Annotated in this window: 20 protein-coding genes; 10 read left to right on the plus strand and 10 right to left on the minus strand. The window is 71.0% G+C overall.

The genetic code is table 11. The features are described 5' to 3' along the window. Positions 1–30 precede the first annotated feature (30 nt). From purN to mdh, 5 genes are all read left to right on the plus strand, one after another. Entirely contained in the window at positions 31–648 is a 618-nt protein-coding gene (gene purN / locus ACFQS1_RS07040) for a phosphoribosylglycinamide formyltransferase (RefSeq protein WP_378965307.1), read from the plus strand. Continuing rightward, complete coding sequence (gene purH, locus ACFQS1_RS07045; RefSeq protein ID WP_378965309.1) at positions 645–2252, plus strand: bifunctional phosphoribosylaminoimidazolecarboxamide formyltransferase/IMP cyclohydrolase; 1608 nt, start codon at positions 645–647, stop codon at positions 2250–2252. The genes purN and purH overlap by 4 nt, the downstream gene beginning before the upstream one ends. Before the next feature lies 1 nt (position 2253). Further along, positions 2254–2850 carry a pentapeptide repeat-containing protein gene (locus ACFQS1_RS07050; protein ID WP_378965310.1) on the plus strand — a complete coding sequence of 199 codons (597 nt, stop codon included), beginning with the start codon at positions 2254–2256 and terminating at the stop codon, positions 2848–2850. Positions 2851–2861: 11 nt separating this feature from the next. Beyond that, the gene (locus ACFQS1_RS07055; protein WP_378965311.1) at positions 2862–3725 is read left to right on the plus strand and encodes a bifunctional methylenetetrahydrofolate dehydrogenase/methenyltetrahydrofolate cyclohydrolase; all 864 of its coding nucleotides are present in this window, start codon (positions 2862–2864) and stop codon (positions 3723–3725) included. 77 nt (positions 3726–3802) lie between these two features. Further along, a complete protein-coding gene (gene mdh / locus ACFQS1_RS07060) occupies positions 3803–4753 on the plus strand; it encodes a malate dehydrogenase (protein ID WP_378965312.1) in 951 nt (316 codons plus the stop codon). 131 nt (positions 4754–4884) lie between these two features. Here the strand turns inward: mdh and ACFQS1_RS07065 are convergent, their stop codons facing one another. Continuing rightward, positions 4885–5685, minus strand: coding sequence for an MBL fold metallo-hydrolase (locus tag ACFQS1_RS07065; protein ID WP_378965314.1), 801 nt, complete (start codon positions 5683–5685; stop codon positions 4885–4887). Between the two features lie 148 nt (positions 5686–5833). Here ACFQS1_RS07065 and ACFQS1_RS07070 point away from each other — a divergent pair, with 148 nt between their 5' ends. The 3 genes from ACFQS1_RS07070 (at position 5834) to ACFQS1_RS07080 (ending at position 8714) form a co-directional block, all read left to right on the plus strand. After that, entirely contained in the window at positions 5834–7048 is a 1215-nt protein-coding gene (locus tag ACFQS1_RS07070; protein WP_378965315.1) for an NADP-dependent isocitrate dehydrogenase, read from the plus strand. A gap of 107 nt (positions 7049–7155) precedes the next feature. Further along, the gene (locus ACFQS1_RS07075) at positions 7156–8070 is read left to right on the plus strand and encodes a GlxA family transcriptional regulator (RefSeq protein ID WP_378965317.1); all 915 of its coding nucleotides are present in this window, start codon (positions 7156–7158) and stop codon (positions 8068–8070) included. Between the two features lie 11 nt (positions 8071–8081). Then, on the plus strand, positions 8082–8714 hold the full coding sequence (locus ACFQS1_RS07080) for a DJ-1/PfpI family protein (RefSeq protein ID WP_378965318.1): 633 nt from the start codon (positions 8082–8084) through the stop codon (positions 8712–8714). A gap of 233 nt (positions 8715–8947) precedes the next feature. Here the strand turns inward: ACFQS1_RS07080 and ACFQS1_RS07085 are convergent, their stop codons facing one another. The 5 genes from ACFQS1_RS07085 to ACFQS1_RS07105 form a co-directional block, all read right to left on the minus strand. After that, entirely contained in the window at positions 8948–9481 is a 534-nt protein-coding gene (locus tag ACFQS1_RS07085) for a DinB family protein (RefSeq protein ID WP_378965319.1), read from the minus strand. Positions 9482–9525: 44 nt separating this feature from the next. Further along, the gene (gene galT / locus ACFQS1_RS07090) at positions 9526–10629 is read right to left on the minus strand and encodes a galactose-1-phosphate uridylyltransferase (RefSeq protein WP_378965321.1); all 1104 of its coding nucleotides are present in this window, start codon (positions 10627–10629) and stop codon (positions 9526–9528) included. After that, a complete protein-coding gene (locus ACFQS1_RS07095; protein WP_378965322.1) occupies positions 10626–11402 on the minus strand; it encodes a DeoR/GlpR family DNA-binding transcription regulator in 777 nt (258 codons plus the stop codon). Before ACFQS1_RS07095 ends, galT begins: the two co-directional genes overlap by 4 nt. Before the next feature lie 70 nt (positions 11403–11472). Beyond that, entirely contained in the window at positions 11473–12387 is a 915-nt protein-coding gene (locus ACFQS1_RS07100) for a glycosyltransferase family A protein (RefSeq protein WP_378965323.1), read from the minus strand. Then, positions 12384–13316, minus strand: a complete 933-nt coding sequence (locus ACFQS1_RS07105; RefSeq protein WP_378965324.1) for a sulfotransferase — start codon at positions 13314–13316, stop codon at positions 12384–12386. Before ACFQS1_RS07105 ends, ACFQS1_RS07100 begins: the two co-directional genes overlap by 4 nt. A gap of 62 nt (positions 13317–13378) precedes the next feature. On the opposite strand from ACFQS1_RS07105, the gene ACFQS1_RS07110 reads away from it, so the two are divergent. Then, complete coding sequence (locus ACFQS1_RS07110) at positions 13379–14164, plus strand: WecB/TagA/CpsF family glycosyltransferase (RefSeq protein WP_378965325.1); 786 nt, start codon at positions 13379–13381, stop codon at positions 14162–14164. A gap of 671 nt (positions 14165–14835) precedes the next feature. Beyond that, positions 14836–15210: a VOC family protein gene (locus ACFQS1_RS07115; RefSeq protein ID WP_378965326.1), complete on the plus strand. Its 375-nt coding sequence runs from the start codon at positions 14836–14838 to the stop codon at positions 15208–15210. On the opposite strand, the gene ACFQS1_RS07120 is transcribed toward ACFQS1_RS07115, so the two are convergent. The 4 genes from ACFQS1_RS07120 to ACFQS1_RS07135 are packed head-to-tail and all read right to left on the minus strand — an operon-like array spanning position 15200 to position 19293. After that, positions 15200–16195, minus strand: coding sequence for a glycosyl hydrolase (locus ACFQS1_RS07120; protein WP_378965327.1), 996 nt, complete (start codon positions 16193–16195; stop codon positions 15200–15202). The two genes, ACFQS1_RS07115 and ACFQS1_RS07120, sit on opposite strands and share 11 nt — an antisense overlap. After that, on the minus strand, positions 16188–16916 hold the full coding sequence (locus ACFQS1_RS07125; protein WP_378965328.1) for a methyltransferase domain-containing protein: 729 nt from the start codon (positions 16914–16916) through the stop codon (positions 16188–16190). The genes ACFQS1_RS07120 and ACFQS1_RS07125 overlap by 8 nt, the downstream gene beginning before the upstream one ends. Continuing rightward, complete coding sequence (locus ACFQS1_RS07130) at positions 16913–18418, minus strand: lipopolysaccharide biosynthesis protein (RefSeq protein WP_378965329.1); 1506 nt, start codon at positions 18416–18418, stop codon at positions 16913–16915. The genes ACFQS1_RS07125 and ACFQS1_RS07130 overlap by 4 nt, the downstream gene beginning before the upstream one ends. After that, a complete protein-coding gene (locus ACFQS1_RS07135; protein WP_378965331.1) occupies positions 18415–19293 on the minus strand; it encodes a sulfotransferase domain-containing protein in 879 nt (292 codons plus the stop codon). Before ACFQS1_RS07135 ends, ACFQS1_RS07130 begins: the two co-directional genes overlap by 4 nt. Positions 19294–19296: the final 3 nt, after the last annotated feature.

Below are 19296 nucleotides of genomic sequence, written 5' to 3' on the forward strand. Positions count from 1 at the left end.
TGATCGGGGCCACGGAGATAGGGTGCTGGGGTGACCGACCCCGCGCCCGCCCGCCTGGTCGTCCTCGTCTCCGGATCGGGCAGCAACCTCCAGGCCCTGCTCGACGCGACCGCCGACCCGGCCTACGGCGCCCAGGTCGTGGCGGTCGGCGCCGATCGTGACGGCATCGCCGGGCTCGAGCGGGCGGCCGCCGCCGGCGTGCCGGCCTTCGTCGATGCGGTGAAGGCGTATGAGTCGCGCGAGGACTGGGATGTCGCCCTCGCCGCGCACGTCGCCGAGTTCAAGCCCGACCTGGTGATCTCGGCCGGTTTCCTCAAGCTGGTCGGCCCGGCCTTCCTCGCGGCGTTCGGCGACCGGTACATCAACACCCACAACGCGCTGCTGCCATCCTTCCCTGGCATCCACGGCCCGCGCGACGCGCTCGCGTACGGCGTGAAGATCGCCGGCGCGACCCTCTTCTTCGTCGACGCCGGCGTCGACACCGGCCCGATCATCGCCCAGGTGGCCGTCCCCGTGCTCGACGACGACACGGAGGAGACGCTCACCGAGCGCATCAAGGTGGCCGAGCGCGCCCAGCTGGTCGACTACGTCGGCCGCCTGGTGCGCGGGGGCTGGACGATTGAGAACAGGAAGGTACGGATCCCGTGAGCTCCAACGGACGGCGGCCGATCAAGCGGGCGCTGCTGAGCGTGTACGACAAGACCGGCCTCGTCGAGCTCGCGACCGCGCTGCACGGCGCCGGCGTCCAGATCGTCTCGACCGGCTCGACCGCGTCCACGATCGAGGGCGCCGGCGTGCCGGTGACCCGGGTCGAGGAGCTGACCGGCTTCCCCGAGTGCCTGGACGGCCGGGTCAAGACGCTGCACCCGCGGGTGCACGCCGGCCTGCTCGCCGACCTGCGCCTGCCGGCCCACGAGTCGCAACTGGCCGAGCTTGAGATCGAGCCGTTCGACCTGCTGGTGAGCAACCTGTACCCGTTCACCCAGACGGTGGCCAGTGGCGCGAGCGTCGACGAGTGCGTCGAGCAGATCGACATCGGCGGCCCGGCGATGGTCCGCGCGGCGGCCAAGAACCACCCGTCCGTCGCGGTGGTGACCTCTGTCGACGCGTACCCGCTGATCTTGAGCGCGATCAACGACGGCGGTTTCACGCTCGCCCAGCGCAAGCACCTCGCCGCCCGCGCTTTCGCGGACATCGCGGAGTACGACGTGGCCGTCGCCAACTGGTGTGCGACGACACTCGCCCCGCAGGGGCGCGGGTTCTCCGCGCCGTCCGTAGGACCAGGCGCCGGTGATGACGCAGCGTGGCCGGAGTTCGCGGGGATCGCGCTCAAGCGGGAGAGCACGCTGCGCTACGGGGAGAACCCGCACCAGCAGGCCGCGCTCTACGTCGACCCGAACGCGCCGGCCGGGCTCGCCCAGGCCGAGCAGCTCGGCGGCAAGGAGATGTCCTACAACAACTACGTCGACGCGGACGCCGCCTGGCGCAGCGCCAACGACTTCGCCGAGCCGTGCGTGGCGATCATCAAGCACGCCAACCCGTGCGGCATCGCGGTCGGCAAGGACGTGGCCGAGGCGCACCGCAAGGCGCACGAGTGCGACCCGGTCTCGGCCTTCGGCGGCGTGATCGCGGTCAACCAGCAGGTGACCGTCGAGCTGGCCCGGCAGATCGCCGAGATCTTCACCGAGGTGGTCGTCGCGCCGTCCTACGCGGACGAGGCCGTCGAGATCCTTCGCGAGAAGAAGAACCTGCGGGTGCTGGTCGCCCCGGCGTGGAGGCCGGCGCCGGCCGAGATCAAGCAGGTCGGCGGCGGCGTGCTGGTGCAGATGGCCGACCGGATCGACGCGCCCGGCGACGACCCGGCCCACTGGACGCTCGCGACCGGTGAGCCCGCCTCGCCGGAATTGCTCGCCGACCTGTCGTTCGCCTGGCGGGCCATTCGCAGCGTGAAGAGCAACGCGATCCTGCTCGCCCACGCGGGCGCGACGGTCGGCATCGGCATGGGCCAGGTCAACCGGGTCGACTCGGCCCGGCTCGCGGTCGACCGGGCCGGCGCCGAGCGGGCCAAGGGCAGCGTGGCGGCCTCCGACGCGTACTTCCCGTTCCCCGACGGGCTCGAGGTGCTGATCGCGGCCGGCGTCACCGCGGTGGTGCAGCCGGGCGGCTCGATCCGGGACCACCTGGTGATCGAGGCGGCCGAGAAGGCCGGGCTGACCGTCTACCTGACCGGCACGCGGCACTTCTACCACTGACATGACGGACCTCATTCAGGACGTCACCTTCTCCGGCGAGGACTGGGCGCTGGAAGAGGTGAACGGCGTCCGGTACGAGGACTGCGCGTTCCACGACGTCGACTGGTCGGAGGCGCGGCTCACCGGTTGCGTCTTCACCCACTGCACCTTCGGCAACGTGCGCTTCAACGCGGCCACGCTCGACCGGACGGCGATCATGCAGTCGACGCTGGAGCGCTGCAACTTCTTCGACGCCACGCTGACCGGCTGCAAGCTGACCGGCAGCCAGTTCGTCGACTGCGGTCTGCGGCCGATGACGGTGGACGGCGGCGACTGGGGATTCGTGTCGCTGCGGGGACAGAATCTGACCGCGGCGAGGCTCGGCGGCCTACGGTTGCGGGAGGCGGACCTGATGGGCGCCGACCTGACCCGGGCCGACCTGCGCGGCGCCGACCTGGCCGGGGCCCGGCTCAAGGACGCCGTGCTCAAGGGCGCGGACCTGCGCGGCGCCGACCTCGACCGGGTCGAGCTTCGCGGCGTCGACCTCGGCGGCGCCAAGATCGACCTGGCGCAGGCGGCGCTGTTCGCCTCGGCGCACGGCGCCATTGTTTCCGGATAAAGGGATTTGACATGAGGATCCTCGACGGCAAGGCGGCCGCTGCCGCGGTCAAGGACGACCTCCGCGCGCGGGTCAAGGCGCTCGGCGAGCGCGGCATCGTGCCCGGCCTCGGCACCATCCTGGTCGGCGACGACCCCGGCTCCCGGGCCTACGTCGATGGCAAGCACCGCGACTGCGCCGAGGTCGGGATCGCCTCGATCCGTCGCGACCTGCCGGCCGACGCCACCCAGGAGCACGTCGAGGCGGTCGTCGCCGAGCTCAACGAGGACGACGCCTGCCACGGCTACATCGTCCAGCTCCCGCTGCCGAGGCACCTGGACACCGGCCGGATCCTCGAGTCGATCGACCCGGACAAGGACGCCGACGGGCTGCACCCGGTCAACCTGGGCCGGCTCGTGCTCGGCCTCGACGGGCCGCTGCCCGGCACCCCGCGCGGCATCGTGCACCTGCTGCGCCTCAACGACGTGCCGCTCAAGGGCGCCGAGGTCACCGTGGTCGGCCGCGGCACCACCGTGGGCCGCCCGCTCGGCCTGCTGCTGACCCGCCGCACCGAGAACGCGACCGTCACGCTCTGCCACACCGGCACCGTCGATCTCGCCGCGCATACCCGGCGGGCCGACATCGTCGTGGCGGCGGCCGGCGTGCCGGGGCTGATCACCGCCGACATGGTGCGGCCGGGCGCGACGGTGGTCGACGTCGGCATCACCCGGGTGGTGGGGGAGGATGGCAAGGGCCGCTACACCGGGGACGTCGATCCGGGCGTACGGGAGGTGGCCGGCGCCCTCGTCCCGGTGCCCGGCGGCATCGGCCCGATGACCCGGGCGATGCTGCTCACGAACGTGGTCGAGCGTGCCGAGTGGCTTAGTTCTCGTTAGCCCGACCAGCGGGAAATACCGCGTCAACCGACTGATACGGTCCGGAAAATCGTCCCGGAGACTGGGAGTGGACAGCAATGGGCAAGAAGGTAACCGTCGTAGGCGCCGGTTTCTACGGGTCGACGACCGCACAGCGTCTGGCCGAGTACGACATCTTCGACACCGTGGTGCTCACTGACATCATCGATGGCAAGCCGGCCGGTCTCGCTCTCGACATGAACCAGTCCCGCCCGATCGAGGGCTTCGAGACCAAGGTCGTCGGCGTCACCACCGGCCCGAACGGCGAGGGCTACGAGGCGATCGAGGGCTCGGACGTCGTGGTCGTCACGGCCGGCCTGCCGCGCAAGCCGGGCATGAGCCGGATGGACCTGCTCGAGGTCAACGCCAAGATCGTGCGGCAGGTCGCCGAGAACATCGCGAAGTACGCGCCGAACGCCGTCGTCATCGTGGTCTCCAACCCGGTCGACGAGATGACCGCGCTGGCCCAGATCGCCACCCAGTTCCCCAAGAACCGCGTCTTCGGCCAGGCCGGCGTGCTCGACACCGCCCGCTTCACCAACTCGATCGCCGAGACGCTCGAGGTGCCGGTCAGGACGGTCAAGGCGCTCACCCTCGGCTCGCACGGCGACACCATGGTGCCGGTCCCGTCGCGCTGCACCGTCGACGGCAAGCCGCTGGCCGACCTGCTCCCGGCCGACAAGATCGAGGAGCTCGTCGTGCGCACCCGCAACGGTGGCGCCGAGGTCGTCGCGCTGCTCAAGACCGGCTCGGCGTACTACGCGCCGTCGGCGGCCGCGGCCCGGATGGCCAAGGCCGTCATCGAGGACTCCGGCGAGACCCTCCCGGTCTGCGCGTGGGTCGACGGCGAGTACGGCATCTCCGGCGTCTACCTGGGCGTCGAGGCCCAGATCGGCCGCGAGGGCATCAAGCGGGTCGTCGAGGAGAAGCTGACCGACACCGAGCTCGCCGGCCTCAAGGAGGCCGCCGAGGCGGTGCGCGCCAAGCAGGCGGACGTCGCCAGCCTCTGATCGACGCGTACGGGAAAGGCCACGTCGTGGGTATGCGACGTGGCCGCCGTCCGATGAGTTCGTGTGGCGCGGCCGGTCATACCCGGCAGGGGCGACCGCCGCGGCCGCGGCAGCAGTCCCTCGGCAGCCGCTTACGGGCGGTGGAAGGCCGGCCCCAGATGCGAGACGGCCAGGGTGACGCCTCGTTCGGTCGCGTCCCGGAGGACGCGCTGCCGGGTGGCGCGGGCCTCCTCGGGGTCGGTGTCGCCCGAATAGGCCAGGCCGGGGTGCAGCACCTGGAGCATGTGCACCATCAGGTCGCCGGTGATCAGCAGGGCGTCGTCGTCGTCCTCCACCAGGACGGACTGGTGGCCGGGAGTGTGGCCGGGCGTTGCCACGATGCGCGCACCGGGGGAGAGCGGCGCGTCGCCGGCCAGGACCTGGAGGCGGCCCTGGGCCAGCAGCGGCTCGATCAGCAGGTCGAACTGGCCGGCCCGATCGCGGTTGGCCTTGTAGACATCGACGTCGGCCTGCTGCACCACCACGCGGGCCGCGGTGAACGGCGAGTCGCGCGGCACGGCCCAGCCCATGTGGTCGTTGTGCAGGTGGGTCAGCACGATCGCGGTGACGTCGCCGGGGGCGATGCCGGCCGCCGCCAGCTCGTCGGGGAGATGGCCGGGGACCGGGGCCCAGTCGGCGGCCAGCGCGCCGGCCGGGCCGATGCCGGCGTCGACGAGGGTGACCGGGCCGTCGCCGAGCCGGATCGCATAGCTGGTGAAACGCAACCACCACTCGCCGTCGGTGGTGACCGCGGCCGGGTCGGCGGCGTCGGCCGCCGCCCACTGCTCGGCCGTGGCATCGGGGAACGCCCGGTCGCGTGGCATGAAATACGGGCCGGCCGCATCCTCGAGCGCGGTGATCGTCAGTCGGCCGACAGTGTGGGTGAGCGGCATAGGAGGATTGTGCCGGGCGGGTGGGAGGCCGCGCTCCCCTGATTTCGAACGTGTGGATAACGCCAGGTCGGGGGCGGTCGACAAGCTTGACCCGCTGGGCAGTACGCTCGTACTGCTAAACATGGTTTCGGGAGAGGAGCGCCGGCCGATGGCGAAAATCAAGGTCACAAACCCGGTCGTGGAGCTCGACGGCGACGAGATGACCCGGATCATCTGGAAGCAGATCCGGGAGCAGCTGATCCTGCCCTACCTCGATGTCCCCCTCGAGCACTACGACCTGTCGATCCAGCACCGCGACGAGACCGACGACCAGGTGACGATCGACGCGGCCAACGCCATCAAGCGGCACGGCGTCGGCGTCAAGTGCGCCACGATCACGCCGGACGAGGCGCGGGTCGAGGAGTTCGGCCTGAAGAAGATGTGGCGCTCGCCGAACGGCACGATCCGCAACATCCTCGGCGGCGTCGTGTTCCGCGAGCCGATCATCATGCAGAACGTGCCGCGGCTGGTACCGGGCTGGACCAAGCCGATCATCATCGGCCGGCACGCCCACGGCGACCAGTACAAGGCCACCGACTTCGTCGCGCCGAGCGCCGGCAAGTTCACCATGACCTTCACTCCCGACGACGGCTCGGCCCCGATCGAGTTCCATGTGGCCGACTTCCCGCAGGGCGGCGTCGGCATGGGCATGTACAACTTCGACGAGTCGATCCGCGACTTCGCGCGCGCCTCGTTCCGCTACGGCCTGGCCCGCAACTACCCGGTCTACCTCTCCACCAAGAACACGATCCTCAAGGCCTACGACGGCCGGTTCAAGGACCTGTTCGCCGAGATCTTCGAGACCGAGTTCGCCGACCAGTTCGCCGCCGCGGGCCTCACCTACGAGCACCGGCTCATCGACGACATGGTCGCCGCCGCGCTCAAGTGGGCAGGCGGCTACGTCTGGGCCTGCAAGAACTACGACGGTGACGTGCAGTCCGACACCGTGGCGCAGGGCTTTGGCTCGCTCGGCCTGATGACCTCGGTGCTGATGACCCCGGACGGCCGCACGGTCGAGGCCGAGGCCGCGCACGGCACGGTCACCCGCCACTACCGCCAGTGGCAGAAGGGCGAGAAGACGTCGACCAACCCGATCGCCTCGATCTTCGCCTGGACCGGCGGCCTCAAGCACCGCGGCGTGCTGGACAGCACCCCGGCGGTCACCGAGTTCGCCGAGACGCTCGAGAAGGTCTGCGTCGAGACCGTCGAGGGCGGCCAGATGACCAAGGACCTGGCGTTGCTGATCTCGCGCGACGCCCCCTGGCTCACGACGGACGAGTTCATGAACGCGCTCGACGAAAACCTGGCCCGCAAACTCAGTTGATTGTGCTTTGCGTCGAGGCCGCCGGCAGAATGCCGGCGGCCTCGACGTCGTAAAAGGTGGGTTCTTCGTCATTGCGGTCATGACGCGTACGCCGGGACGATCGGTTCATGCGTCACCACGTGCAGATCGTGCTCTTCGACGGGGTGCAGAGCCTCGACGTGACCGGCCCGTTGGAGGTCTTCACCTACGCCGGCTATCGCGTCACGACGGCGAGCGTCGGTGGCGTCCCGGTTCGTACGTCGAGCGGCCTTCGCCTCGTCCCCGACGGCGATTTGTCGGAAGTTCCGGACACGCTGGTGGTGCCGGGCGGCGAGGGCACCCGCGAGCCGCCGGAAGACGTCGTCTCCTGGATCCGGGCCAACGGGGCCAGAGCCCAGCGGATCATGTCGGTCTGCACCGGTGCGTTTCTGCTGGCCGAGGCCGGTCTGCTGGACGACCGGAAAGCCACCACGCACTGGCAGTTCTGTGAATCGCTGCGCTCGCGCCACCCCAAGATCAACGTCGACGCCGAGCCGATCTTCGTACGCGACGGCCGGGTCGCCACCTCGGCCGGCGTCACCACCGGCATCGACCTCGCGCTCGCCCTGGTCGAGGAGGACCTCGGCCGCGACGTCGCCCTCGCCATCGCCCGCGGCCTGGTCATGTTCCTGCGCCGGCCGGGCGGCCAGAGCCAGTTCAGCGCCCAGCTCGCCGGCCAGGTCGCGCACCGCGAGCCGCTGCGCGAGGTGCAACGGCTGATCGACGAGCATCCCGAGCGCGATCTCTCGGTGCCCGCCCTCGCGGCCGCCGCCAACCTCTCGCCCCGGCAGTTCTCCAGGGCGTTCACCGCCGAGATCGGGGTGCCGCCGGGCCGCTACGTCGATCGCGTACGCCTGGAAACCGCCCGCCGGCTCCTCGAGGACACCTCGGACGGCGTCGCCGAAGTCTCCCGCACCGCCGGTTACGGCACCCCCGAGGCCATGCGCCGCGCCTTCCTCCAGGCCCTCGGCGTGTCCCCGGCCGAATATCGCCGACGATTCTGAGGAGAAAGACCATGCAGATCAACATCCTGCTGTACGACCGGATGACCGCGCTCGACGCGGTGGGTCCCTACGAGGTGCTCAGCCGCTTCCCCGGCAACGAGGTCCGGTTCGTCGCCGAGAAGGCCGGCCCGGTCCGCACCGACACCGGGTACCTGACGCTGGTCGCCGACTCGTCCCTTGACGAAGCGCCGACGGCCGACATCGTGCTGGTCCCCGGCGGGTACGCGCCGCCGCTGACGCCCGGCCCGATCCACGAGTGGCTGCGAGCCGCCGACGCCATATCGACCTGGACCACGTCGGTCTGCGTCGGCTCGCTGATCCTCGGCGTGGCCGGCCTGCTGACCGGCCGCCGGGCCACCTCGCACTGGATGGCCCTCGACCACCTGCGCGACTACGGCGCCGAGCCCACCGCCGAGCGCGTCGTCTTCGACGGCAAGTACGCCACCGCCGCCGGCGTCTCGTCCGGCATCGACATGGCCCTCGCGCTGCTCGGCAAGGTCTTCGGCCCGGAGGCCGCGATGACGGTGCAGCTCGGCATCGAGTACGACCCGCAGCCGCCGTTCCGGGCGGGCTCGCCGGCGACGGCGCCGGACCCGATCGTCACGTTCCTCCGGGAGAACCGGGACCTGGTGGTGCAGCTTTAAACGTATGCCGCAAATTGCATGTTTATTTCCGTAACCGGGGGATATGGCCCTCGTTTTCCAAGCGAAAGACGGTCGCGCCGCCGAGGATTCGCCCGCCGATGGTTGCCTTTGTCCCGGGCGCCCGTCGGTTCCCCGGCGATCAGCGCGACCTGTCCCTTCCCTGCGGGGGGCCTTGTCCCGGGCCCCCCGCCCCTCCTCGCCTCGCCCCGCGCGGTCGGCGCCGGCGGAACCGGTTACTGGCCGATGCGCCCGTCGATGCGCTCGCGCAGGAAGTCGGCGTGGCCGTTGTGGCGGGCGTACTCCTCGATCATGTGGACCAGGACCTCGCGCAGCGCCAGATCGCCTTCGCCCACGTAGCCGAGGTCCTCGATGGAGTCGACGTAGTCCTCGGCGAACGCGATCTCGTTCTTCCAGGTCTGGAAGGCGTCGGCGACCACCTCGGGGTCCGCGACCGCGCCGTTGAAGTCGAGGTCACGGTCCTGCTCGGTGCGGTAGTGCCGCTGCACCTGGAAGCCGGCCAGGTGCACCCGGAACCAGTTCTGCTCGACACCCGCCATGTGCCGCACCAGGCCGAGCAGCGACATCGGTGACGGCTCGACCGAGCGCGCCGCCAACTGCTCGGGGGTCAGGTCGGCGCATTTCAGCTCGAGCGTCAGGCGCTGGTCGCGCAGGTAGCCGAGCAGTGTGTCCCGTTCCCCGACGAAGCCGCCGTCGGTGCGCGGATCCTCCTCGGGCGTGACGAACATGTTGGACCAGGCGAATCCCATAAGTCCGACAATCTCGGAAGAGAATCCGGAAAGCAACTGTGATCTCAGAGCGAGCGCAGCGTCTCGGCCGCCTTCTCGGGGACGATGTCGTTGATGAAGGAGCCCATCGCCGATTCCGAGCCGGCCAGGTACTTCAGCTTGTCGGCGGCGCGGCGGATGCTGAACAGCTGCAGGTGGAGGTAGCCCAGCTCGCGCCCCTCGCCGACGACCGCCTGGTGCCAGGCCGAGATGTAGGGCATCGGCTTGCCGAACAGCGCGTCGAACCGGCGCAGCACGTCCAGGTAGAGCGGGCCGAACGCGTCGCGCTCCTCGTCCGAGAGGGCGGGCAGGTCGGGCACCTTGCGGTGCGGGGCCAGCTGCACCTCGTACGGCCAGCGGGCCGCGGCCGGCACGTACGCGGTCCAATGCTCGTTGGCCGCCACCACCCGCACCTCGGCGGCCCGCTCGGCCGCGAGCACGTCGGTGTAGAGGTCACGTCCCGTCCGGGAGCGGTAGCGACCGGCGGCCCGCAGCATCTGCTGGGTGCGCGGCGGCACCGTCGGGTACGCGTAGATCTGCCCGTGCGGATGGTGCAGGGTCACGCCGATCTCGACGCCCCTGTTCTCGAAGGGGAAGACCTGCGCGACGCCGGTGATCGTCGACATCTCGGCGGTGCGGTCGGCGAGCACGTCGACCACCGTGCGCACCCGCGACGGCGAGAGCTTGCCGAACGAGCCGTTGTGGTCGCTGGTGAAGCAGATGACCTCGCAGCGGCCGATGCCGGGCCGCACCGGCACGAGGTCGGTGAGGGAGGCCAGATCTGAGTGACCCAGTTCGTCGGGCTTGATGCGATCGCTGAACGCCGGGAACTGGTTCTCGAAGACCACCACGTCGTAGTCGGGCGCCGGGATCTCGCTGGCGAACGACGGCGTCGACGGGCACAGCGGGCAGGCGTCGCTGGGCGGCAGGAACGTGCGCGTCTGCCGGTGCGCCGCGACCGCCACCCACTCGTCGACGAGCGGGTCGTAGCGCAGCTGCGAGGCGGGCGGTGGGGGCGGGAGGTGCCGGGTGTCCGGGTACTCGGCCCGGTGGCTGTGCGGCTCCTCGTTGAAGTAGATCAGCTCGCGGCCGTCCGACAGGCGGATGGCCGTACGCTCCTTGAAGGTCACGGCGCGCTCACCACCACGAGCTCGGGCACCGTCTCGTCCAGCAGCGCGCGGGCCTGCTGGTCGAGCCCGTCGTCGGTGATCAGCACGTCGGCGCGCTCGAGCGGGACGATCGACGAGATGCCGACCGTGCCCCACTTGGTGTGGTCGGCCAGCACGACGAGGCGCTCGGCCGCCTCCACCAGGGCTCGGTTGACATCGGCCTCCATCAGGTTGGGCGTGGTGTATCCGGCGCGCTCGCTCATCCCGTGCACGCCGAGGAAGAGCATGTCGAGGTGCAGCGTGCCGATCGCGGCGACCGCCACCGGGCCGACCAGGGCGTCGGAGGGGGTGCGCGTGCCGCCGGTGAGCACCACGGTCTGGTCGGGCCGCCCGGCGCGGTAGAAGACGTCGGCGACCGGGATCGAGTTGGTGACCACGGTCAGCGCCGGGACGTCGACCAGCCGCTGGGCGAGGCCGGCCGTCGTGGTGCCGGCCGAGAGCGCGATGGCGTCGCCGGGGGAGACGAGACCGGCCGCGTGCATGGCCATGGCCGCCTTTTCCGCGCGCTGGCGCACGGACTTGGCGGCGAAGCCGGGCTCGTGGGCGGAGCCGGGGCTCACCGTGGTCGCGCCGCCGTGTACCTTCGCCAGGAGGCCGCGATCGGCCAGCGACTCCAGGTCGCGGCGGATCGTCATGTCGGAGACGCCGTACTCGGCGGCCAGCTCGCTGACCCGGACGCCGCCGGCGGCCCGGACCCGGTCGAGGATGGCGGCCTGGCGCTGTTGGGCGAGCATTAAAGCATCCGCACTATTTCGAACACACCCGAACACTACCGTGCGATCGGGTGTGGTGAAAAGAGTGGGGCTAGATACCCCGCCCGCGCTTGTGCAGCGCCGAGAGAACATTCTCGACCTTGACCGCACCCGTCATCGCGGCCAGCGCGATCGCGGTCCGCGGCTCCTTCCAGTTGGCCCGCACCGCCTCCTTGCTGAACTGCCAGGCCTGACTGCGGTTGCCGGACGCCGCCGACCAGCACGCCAGCTGCCCGTACACCCGGGCCGCGCCGGGCTTGCACCCGCTGATCTCGGGGTGGCGCTGCATCATCCACCGCAGCGACGAGATCTTGGTGGCGTACTCGTACGCGTAATGAGACGTCCGTCCCCACAGCACCCGCACCAACGGCTCGTCCAGGTGCACGATCGGCGCCCGGCGCGCGGCCCGCAGCAGCAGGTCCCAGTCCTCGTTCTGGCTGCCCGGCGCGTCCTCGGCGACCAGGCCGATCGCATCCTCGGCGAGCGCGTCCCGCCGGAGCAGGAACGACGACGAGTGCAGCATCGCCATCCGGGAGCGGGCCAGCTCGTCGACGGTCACCCGGCTGCGCCCGGCCAGCCGCGGCGTGCACCGCCCCTCGTACTCGACCTCGATCGCACACGTCGCCATCTCGGCGTCCGGGTCGGCGAGCAGCGCCGCGACCTGGCGGCGCAGCTTGTCGGGCCGCCAGCGGTCGTCGTCGTCGCAGAACGCCACGAGCTCGGTGTCCAGCGCGAGGATCCCGGTGTTGCGGGCCCCGGCCAGGCCGGACGTGCGCCAGTTGGTCAGCACCAGCACCCGTACGCCCTCGGTGGAGGCGAGCAGGTAGTCGGGCTCGGTCTGGTCGTACACGACAAGGACTTTCAGGTCGCCCGGGTAACGCTGCTCGCGCACCGACGCGATCGCCCGGCGGACCAGCTCGGGCCGGTTGCGGGTGGGGATCACGACCCCGACCGAGGGCCAGTTCATCGCTGCGCCTCCACGGAAACCGGATATCCGTACGCCCGGAGCATGGGCGCGCAGACCGCGCCGACCAGGCGTCGTTGCCGCGGCGGCAGCGCCGACACCCACGCGTCGTCGCGGCGCAGCGCCACCCGGCCGACCGTGAACCGCATCGGGTTGCCGGCCGCGCTGTGGCCCACCTTGAGGTCGGCGTGCCCGTCCTCGATGAAGTCCAGATCCGACGGGCCGAGCGAGACGCCGGCGAACGCGGCCAGGTCGGCGAGCACCAGCCGCGGATCGGACACGAACTCCTCGTAGCGGATCCGGCGTACCGGCACCCCGCGCCGGGCGAGCAGCCCGAAGGCGGCGTTGTGCGCGTTCCACAGCATTGCCGAGCGGCCCGGCGAGTACTTCGTCATCTCCTCGGCGCCGTCCGTCTCGGGCCGGGCGACCGTCTTGGTCCAGGAGTACGCGACCCCGCGCGCGTCCCGCACCACGTGCACCACCCGCAGGTTCAACCCGGCCGACCAGCGCAGCACGTGCGCCAGCGCCGAGTGCTTGGAGGAGTCGACGACGATCCGGGCGCCGGAGACCTCGGCCGCCGCCGCGTACACCCGGGAGTAGTACCCGGCGTACTCGTGCACCTCGTCCGGCGCCTCCACGGCCGTGGCCAGCCGCGGGATGTGCCGGGTCCGCTCGACCGCCGCCCGCAGGTGGTGCACCCGGTCGACGTCGACGTTGTGCCAGCCGCCGAACGCGAGCGCGCCGACCCGCCGCCAGAACCCGCAGGCCGAGAAGCGCGCGCCGCACCCGCAGCGCTCGTCGTCGCGGAGGTCGCGCTGCCAGAGGTGGACCACCTCGCCGAGCGCGCACACCCCGGGAAGCTCGCCGAGCAGACGTTCGACGAGCGTCGTGCCGCTACGTCCTAATCCACCCAGAAATAACACCCGTGCCACTTTGGCCCACCTTCGCTCGTTTCGCTCCTATAACGAGGCAACAACCGCGAAGGAGGCGACGGGTGACCATCGAGGCTTTCGACCGGGTTGACCTGGACGGCACGGGTATCGACCGGATCACCGAGGCGGAGGTCGTCGCGGTGGTGCGCGACGCCCTCAACCGTGGCCGGGGCGGCCGGATCATCACGCCGAACATCGACATCCTGCGCCGGGCGCAGACGGACGCGGAGGCGCGCGAGCACCTCGACGACGCCGATCTGATCGTGGCCGACGGCATGCCGCTGATCTGGGCGAGCAGGCTGGGCGGCACCCCGCTGCCGGAGCGGGTGGCCGGCAGCAGCCTGATCTGGTCGCTCTCCGCCGGGCTGGCGCGCGACAAGAGATCCATCTTCGTGATCGGCGGCGCCCCGGCGAACGACGGCGCGGCCCGCGCCGCCGACCGGCTGGAACGGGAATGCCCGGGGCTGCGGGTGGCCGGCACGCTTTGCCCGGACTTCGGCTTCGAGCAGGACCCCATCGCGTACGAGGAGTTCTGCGCGAAAGTCGTCGACGCCCGCCCGGATCTGGTCTTCGTCGGGCTCGGCTTCCCCAAGCAGGAGCGCATGATCGGCCGGCTGCGCGGCGATCTCCCGCAGAGCTGGTTCATCGGCTGCGGCGCGGCGGTCAACTTCGTGGCCGGCGACGTGGCCCGGGCGCCGCGCTGGATGCAGCGCACCGGCCTGGAGTGGGCACACCGGCTCGGCGTGGAGCCCCGCCGGCTGGCCGGCCGCTACCTGCGACACGACGCGCCCTACGCCCTGAAGCTGCTCGCCCGGGCGCCGGCCCAGCGCGTGCGCGCCCGCGACTGACCCACACCGCCCGCCCTCATCCGCCGGCCGCCGGGGCCGCCCGCCGATCTTGATAAGCTGCCGTTTGAAGCTGACGCCTATTCATCACCGCCGGCCTCGTTAGATCAACTCTCGCCCGATATAGCCGCAAATTCCGGACACGTGGCCGAGCTTCCTCTCGCATAGTGGACCGTTCGTTCAAGTGCTGAGACGCGCCGCCGCTATCCGGGATCCCGTCTCGGCAATCGAGAATGAGCGCCACATCATGAGACCATCGGCCCACCGGCGCCCCGGCAATCGCAAACGAACCGCAAAGGCAGCGCCCGCCATCCCGGCTCTTAAGTCGCCCACATCCTTCCCTGAGTGGGTGATCTCCTCGCGACGGCACCCCCGGCAATATCGCGCTGGTGGGTGGGGTGCAAGCGGGGTTTGCTTGCGCCCCACCCACCGGTGTGATCGCCTCCAGGTGCCGCCGCGAGGAGATCACCCACGCCCCCACCGCAACCATCGCCAGCGAGATCTCCGAGCGATGGCCGGGGCGGGGGGCGGAGCCCCGCGATCTTGATCTTCCAGCCGCCCACAGTCCATCCCCCGCCCCGGCACTGGGTGGGGACGAGTAGAACACCTGGGTGCGACAAGAAATCGCGGGCATCCACAGGCGGACTTTAACAGTACGCGCGTACTGTTAAGTCATGACGTTCACGATCGAAGACCTGCATCACGTCCAGCTGCTCTGCCCGCCCGGCGGCGAGGAGGCGGCCCGCGCCTTCTACGCGGGCGTGCTGGGCATGACCGAGCTGCCGAAGCCCCCGGTGCTGGCGGCCCGGGGTGGGTGCTGGTTCCGGGCCGGGGGCTGGGAGGTCCACATCAGCCCGGTGCCGGACTTCGTGCCGGAGCAGAAGGCCCATCCCGGCGTACTCGTCAACGGTCTTGATCTGTTGGCGGAGAAACTCGAAGCCGCCGGTCACCCGGTGGAGTGGGATCCCCATTTCCCGGGTCACCGGCGGCTCTACGCGCCGGACGCGCACGGCAACCGGCTCGAGTTCCTGGAGCCGATCAAGGATTGAAGTACGGGTCCGTCGCCAGCTTGTGGAACGCCTTGAACGCCGCTTTGTCCCCGCTGAGCTGGAACTGCTTGGTCGGGCCGTTGCCCTCGGGGTCGGACTCGAAGTAGGCGATGGCCTTGATCTGCGGATTGGCCTTGAACGTCCGCGCGGCGTCGGCCAACCACGCCGCCCGGCCGGCCGAGCCCCACGCCTTGGCCACCCCGAACTCGCCGATCACGATCGGCTTGGGATGCTGCGCGGCCCAGGTCAGGAACGGGCCCATGAGCCGGCCGATCGGCTGGAAGACCTCGCCGGCGTAGACGTCGACGCAGGTCCAGTCGACCTGGTCGTCGCCGGGGTAGAAGGCCGGCGCGTCGCCGCGGGCGAAGCCCTCGGCGGTGGGGCACCACACCCAGGAGACGTTGTTCGCCCGCTCCTGCCGGAAGATGGCGCGCACGTACTTCCAGGCCGCGATGTAGTCGGCGCCGGACCACATGGTCGCCCGCAGGTTGGGGCGGTCCATCTCCCAGCGCATCCGCAGCAGGACCGGCCGGTGGATCCGGCGGATGGCGCGGGCCTGCTTGCGGATCAGCTCGTCGTGCTCGCCGTCCAGGATGGACCGGTTGTCGCCGGTGGCCCAGCTGACCATCAACGTCGCGCCCTGGGCCAGGAACTCCTTGTCCGAGGGGGTGCCGACCAGCTGATCGAAGCGGCGGTACGTGTTGATGATGCTGAGCTTGCGGCCGAGGTCGTTCTCCAGGGTGCCGACCGCGGCGAGCCGGCCGACGTGGGTCAGCTCGTCGGGTTTGATCCACGCCCCGACCAGCGCGCCGCGCTTGGGCGCGCGCACGGGTCCACTGAGGAACGGCCCCCGGTTGACGGCGACCGCGGCGGGCCGGCCGGACAGATCGGGCGAAGGCTGTGGTTTGTTCGGTTTGTCGCGGCCGGAGCAACCCGCGAGAAGGAGCAGACCCACCGCCAAAACCGACCAGACGCGCTTACGCACGACGAGCGGTGTACAGCACGTTCACCGCGTACCCGTCGGTCCCCGGCAGCCGCCGCATCGCTGCGTCGGCCGCCCGGGCCAGCGGGTTGCCGTGCAGCGACGGCGTGATCATCGAGAAGCCCCGCCGCTCGACGATCTCGAACCCGTGCCGGTCCAACAGCTTTTCCACCTGCTCGTGGGAGAGCTCGGCGAACCAGCGGTCCCCGCGATGCCGGCGCGCGCCCAGGTGCCGCAGCGACTCGGCGTTGCCGTGGTTCTCCACCACCAGCACGCCCGCGTTCGGGTCGGGCAGCGCCTTGGCCGCGAACGCCAGCGCCCGGTCGCGGATCGCCTCGTCCACATTGAGCAGCAGCCGGAACATGGTCACGATCGCCGGGGTGCCGGCCGCCACCGGCTCGGGCACCGGCCCGTCCGGCGGCACCTGGTGCCAGTGCGCGTGCGAGCCGACCTCGGCCGCCTTCGCCATCATCGCGGCCGACGTGTCGTAGCCGTGCGCCTCGCGGACCAGCCCGTGCAGGGTGCGGATGGCCCGCCCGGTGCCGCAGGCGAAGTCGTGCTGCACCGGCGCGCGGGGGCCGAACTCGCGGCGTACCAGCGTGCGCAGGTAGTCGCGCTGCCGCTGGTTGATCTGCGAGGCGTAGCTCTCCGGCGCGTACGTGACGTTCTCGTACTTCTCGACCGCCTCGGTGTCCTGAAACACCTTGGTGTAATCCGTGCTCAACGGGTCCTCCTCCGAGGTCGACATGTGAAGGCGTCCAGCGCGAGCGGGCCGCGGAGCAGCCAGACCCCCGCCAGAAAGACCGGAACGGCGAGGCCGAGGCCGGCGGGGCCGGCCACCAGCGGCAGCGCGCCGAAACAACTCACCGACAGCAGGGCGGCGGCGCGGGTGCCCGGGCCGAAGGGGTGCAGGCCGACGGCCCGGCCGACCTGGATCAGCGGCATCACGTTGTTCGCGACCATGGCGCAGGCCAGCCCGATCGCCGCGCCGAGCGCGCCGAGCCGGGGGATGAGCAGCACGTCGAGGCCGATCGTGACGGCCAGCGCGATGAGCACGTTCACGAGGTTCCACGAGGTGCGCCCGGCCATCGCGAGCACCATGTCGACCATGCCGCAGCCGGTCGCGACCAGCATCGCGCCGGCCAGCACGATCACGACGTGCCGCCCGGCGGCGTAGTCGCCGCCGAAGAGCCGCAGGTAGAGCGGGGCCAGCTGGATCACGAGCAGGTTGATCGGCCAGGTCACCAGCACGAGCCAGCCGGTCGCGGTCTGGTAGAGGTGGTTGGCGCCCGCGCGGTCGCCGGTGGCCAGCGCCTCGGCCAGCCGCGGCTGCACGGATTGGGAGATGCCCTGGTTGGCGAACTGGATAAGCACGACAAACCGCCCGGCGACCGCGTAGACGGCGGCCGGCACGAGACCACCCAGCGCCGCCACCAGCAGCACGTCCACCCGCTGCAGCGCGAGCTGGGCCACGCTGGCCAGCGCGCGCGGCCCGGTGAAACGCCAGAAGTCGCGGCGCAATTCGCGCCGTTCGGCCCGGTGGGTGGTCGCTCCGGGCGGCTTGCTCGCGCGATAGAGCTTTCGGATCGCGTACGCCGAAAGCACCGTGACCGGAAGATACGGCGCGACCCAGGTCAGGGCGACGACGGGGAGCGACGCCGCCGCCAACCCGGCCGCGCCCACCAGCAGCAACTGCAGCGCGCTGCGGAGGAACCGGTCGAGCAGCACGGTCGGGCGCATCGCCCGGTACCCGCGGGTGGCGGTGAGCAACGCGTCGGTCAGCGCCTGCAGCGGCAGGAAGACGGCCAGCACCCGCAGCCCGGTGGTGTGCGCGCCGACCACGTCCGCCGCTTCGTGGGCGGTGGTGCGCGCGATGGCCGGCGCGGCGAGCCACATCGCGACGGCGAGGCCCAAGGACGCGAGAATCACCGGGGTCAGGCCGGTGCGCAGGCAGGCGCCCAGCAGCTCGGGCCGGCCGGTGGCGCGCAGCCGGGACGGCCAGTAGACCAGGCCGGTCTGGGTGCCCAACTTGGCGAGGCCGCCGGCCAGCACGAACGCGGCCGTCGACGCGAAGAACGCGCCGGCCTGATCCGGGCCGAGGCTACGGGCGACGATCCAGGTGACCGCGAAGCCGGTGCCGCCGGCCAGCGCGGAGCCGATCATGTTGGCCAGACCGCCGCGCGCGACGGCCTTTGTCGCGCCCGACTTCTGCAACAAATCCGTCATGTGCGGCGCCAGATGGGCATCCGGCCCAGCCATCGGGCCAGCGCATCGTCGTGCGGCAGGTAGTAATCGGTGAGCTCGCGGCGCAGCCCCGGATCCATGTCGGCCTGCCGGGGCCGGGCGTTGTGCCGCTCGAACGGCGGGCGCTCCAGATAGGACGGCAGCCCCAGGAAGTCGCAGACCTCGTCGTAGACGTCCTCGGGCTCGGTGAAGAACCGCTCGCTCTCCACCACGTGGATCCGTTCCCGGCCCACGTGCTGGGCCATCACGCTCAGGTAGCGGGCGTACTCGCCGCGCGCCCGGTACGCGTGGTGCTGGTGGGCGAAGCTGTAGTACGACGGGTCCTCGGCCAGCCGCTCCTCCTGCCGGTGCAGCCGGGCCGGCTCCAGCGCCAGCGCCGCCCCGAAGTCCCGCTCGGACTCGAAGGCCCGCGCCACCTCGTGGTGGTGCTGCGAGTACGCCCGCTCGACCGGGTCGCGCACCAGCACCAGCAGGCGCGCGCCGGGCAGGTCGTGGGCGATCCGGGCGGCCGCCTGCGGGTGGTACATGTAGTACGGGCTGGACTCGAAGGTCTGCGCCGGCACTCCGTAGCGTTCCGCGATCCGGTCGCCGCTGCGGTGCAGCGGGAAGTGCGCCTTGTACCAGCCGAGCCCGCGGTCGTACGAGGTGTCGAAGTAGTGGACGCCCTTGTGCAGCACCGCCTTGAGCACGACCGGGTGCGCGGCCAGCGCCCGGTACATCGAGGTCGTCCCGCAGCGCTGCCCGCCGCAGATCAGGAACGACGGCGTCATCCGGCCGGGGCTGGTGAGCCGCCCGTACGAGCGGGAGCCCAGGTGCACGACCCGCTTCATCGGCGCGGGCATCTTGCGTACGTCCATCGC

The organism is Paractinoplanes rhizophilus (genome assembly GCF_042664765.1).
GTDB classification, from domain to species: Bacteria; Actinomycetota; Actinomycetes; order Mycobacteriales; family Micromonosporaceae; genus Actinoplanes; species Actinoplanes rhizophilus.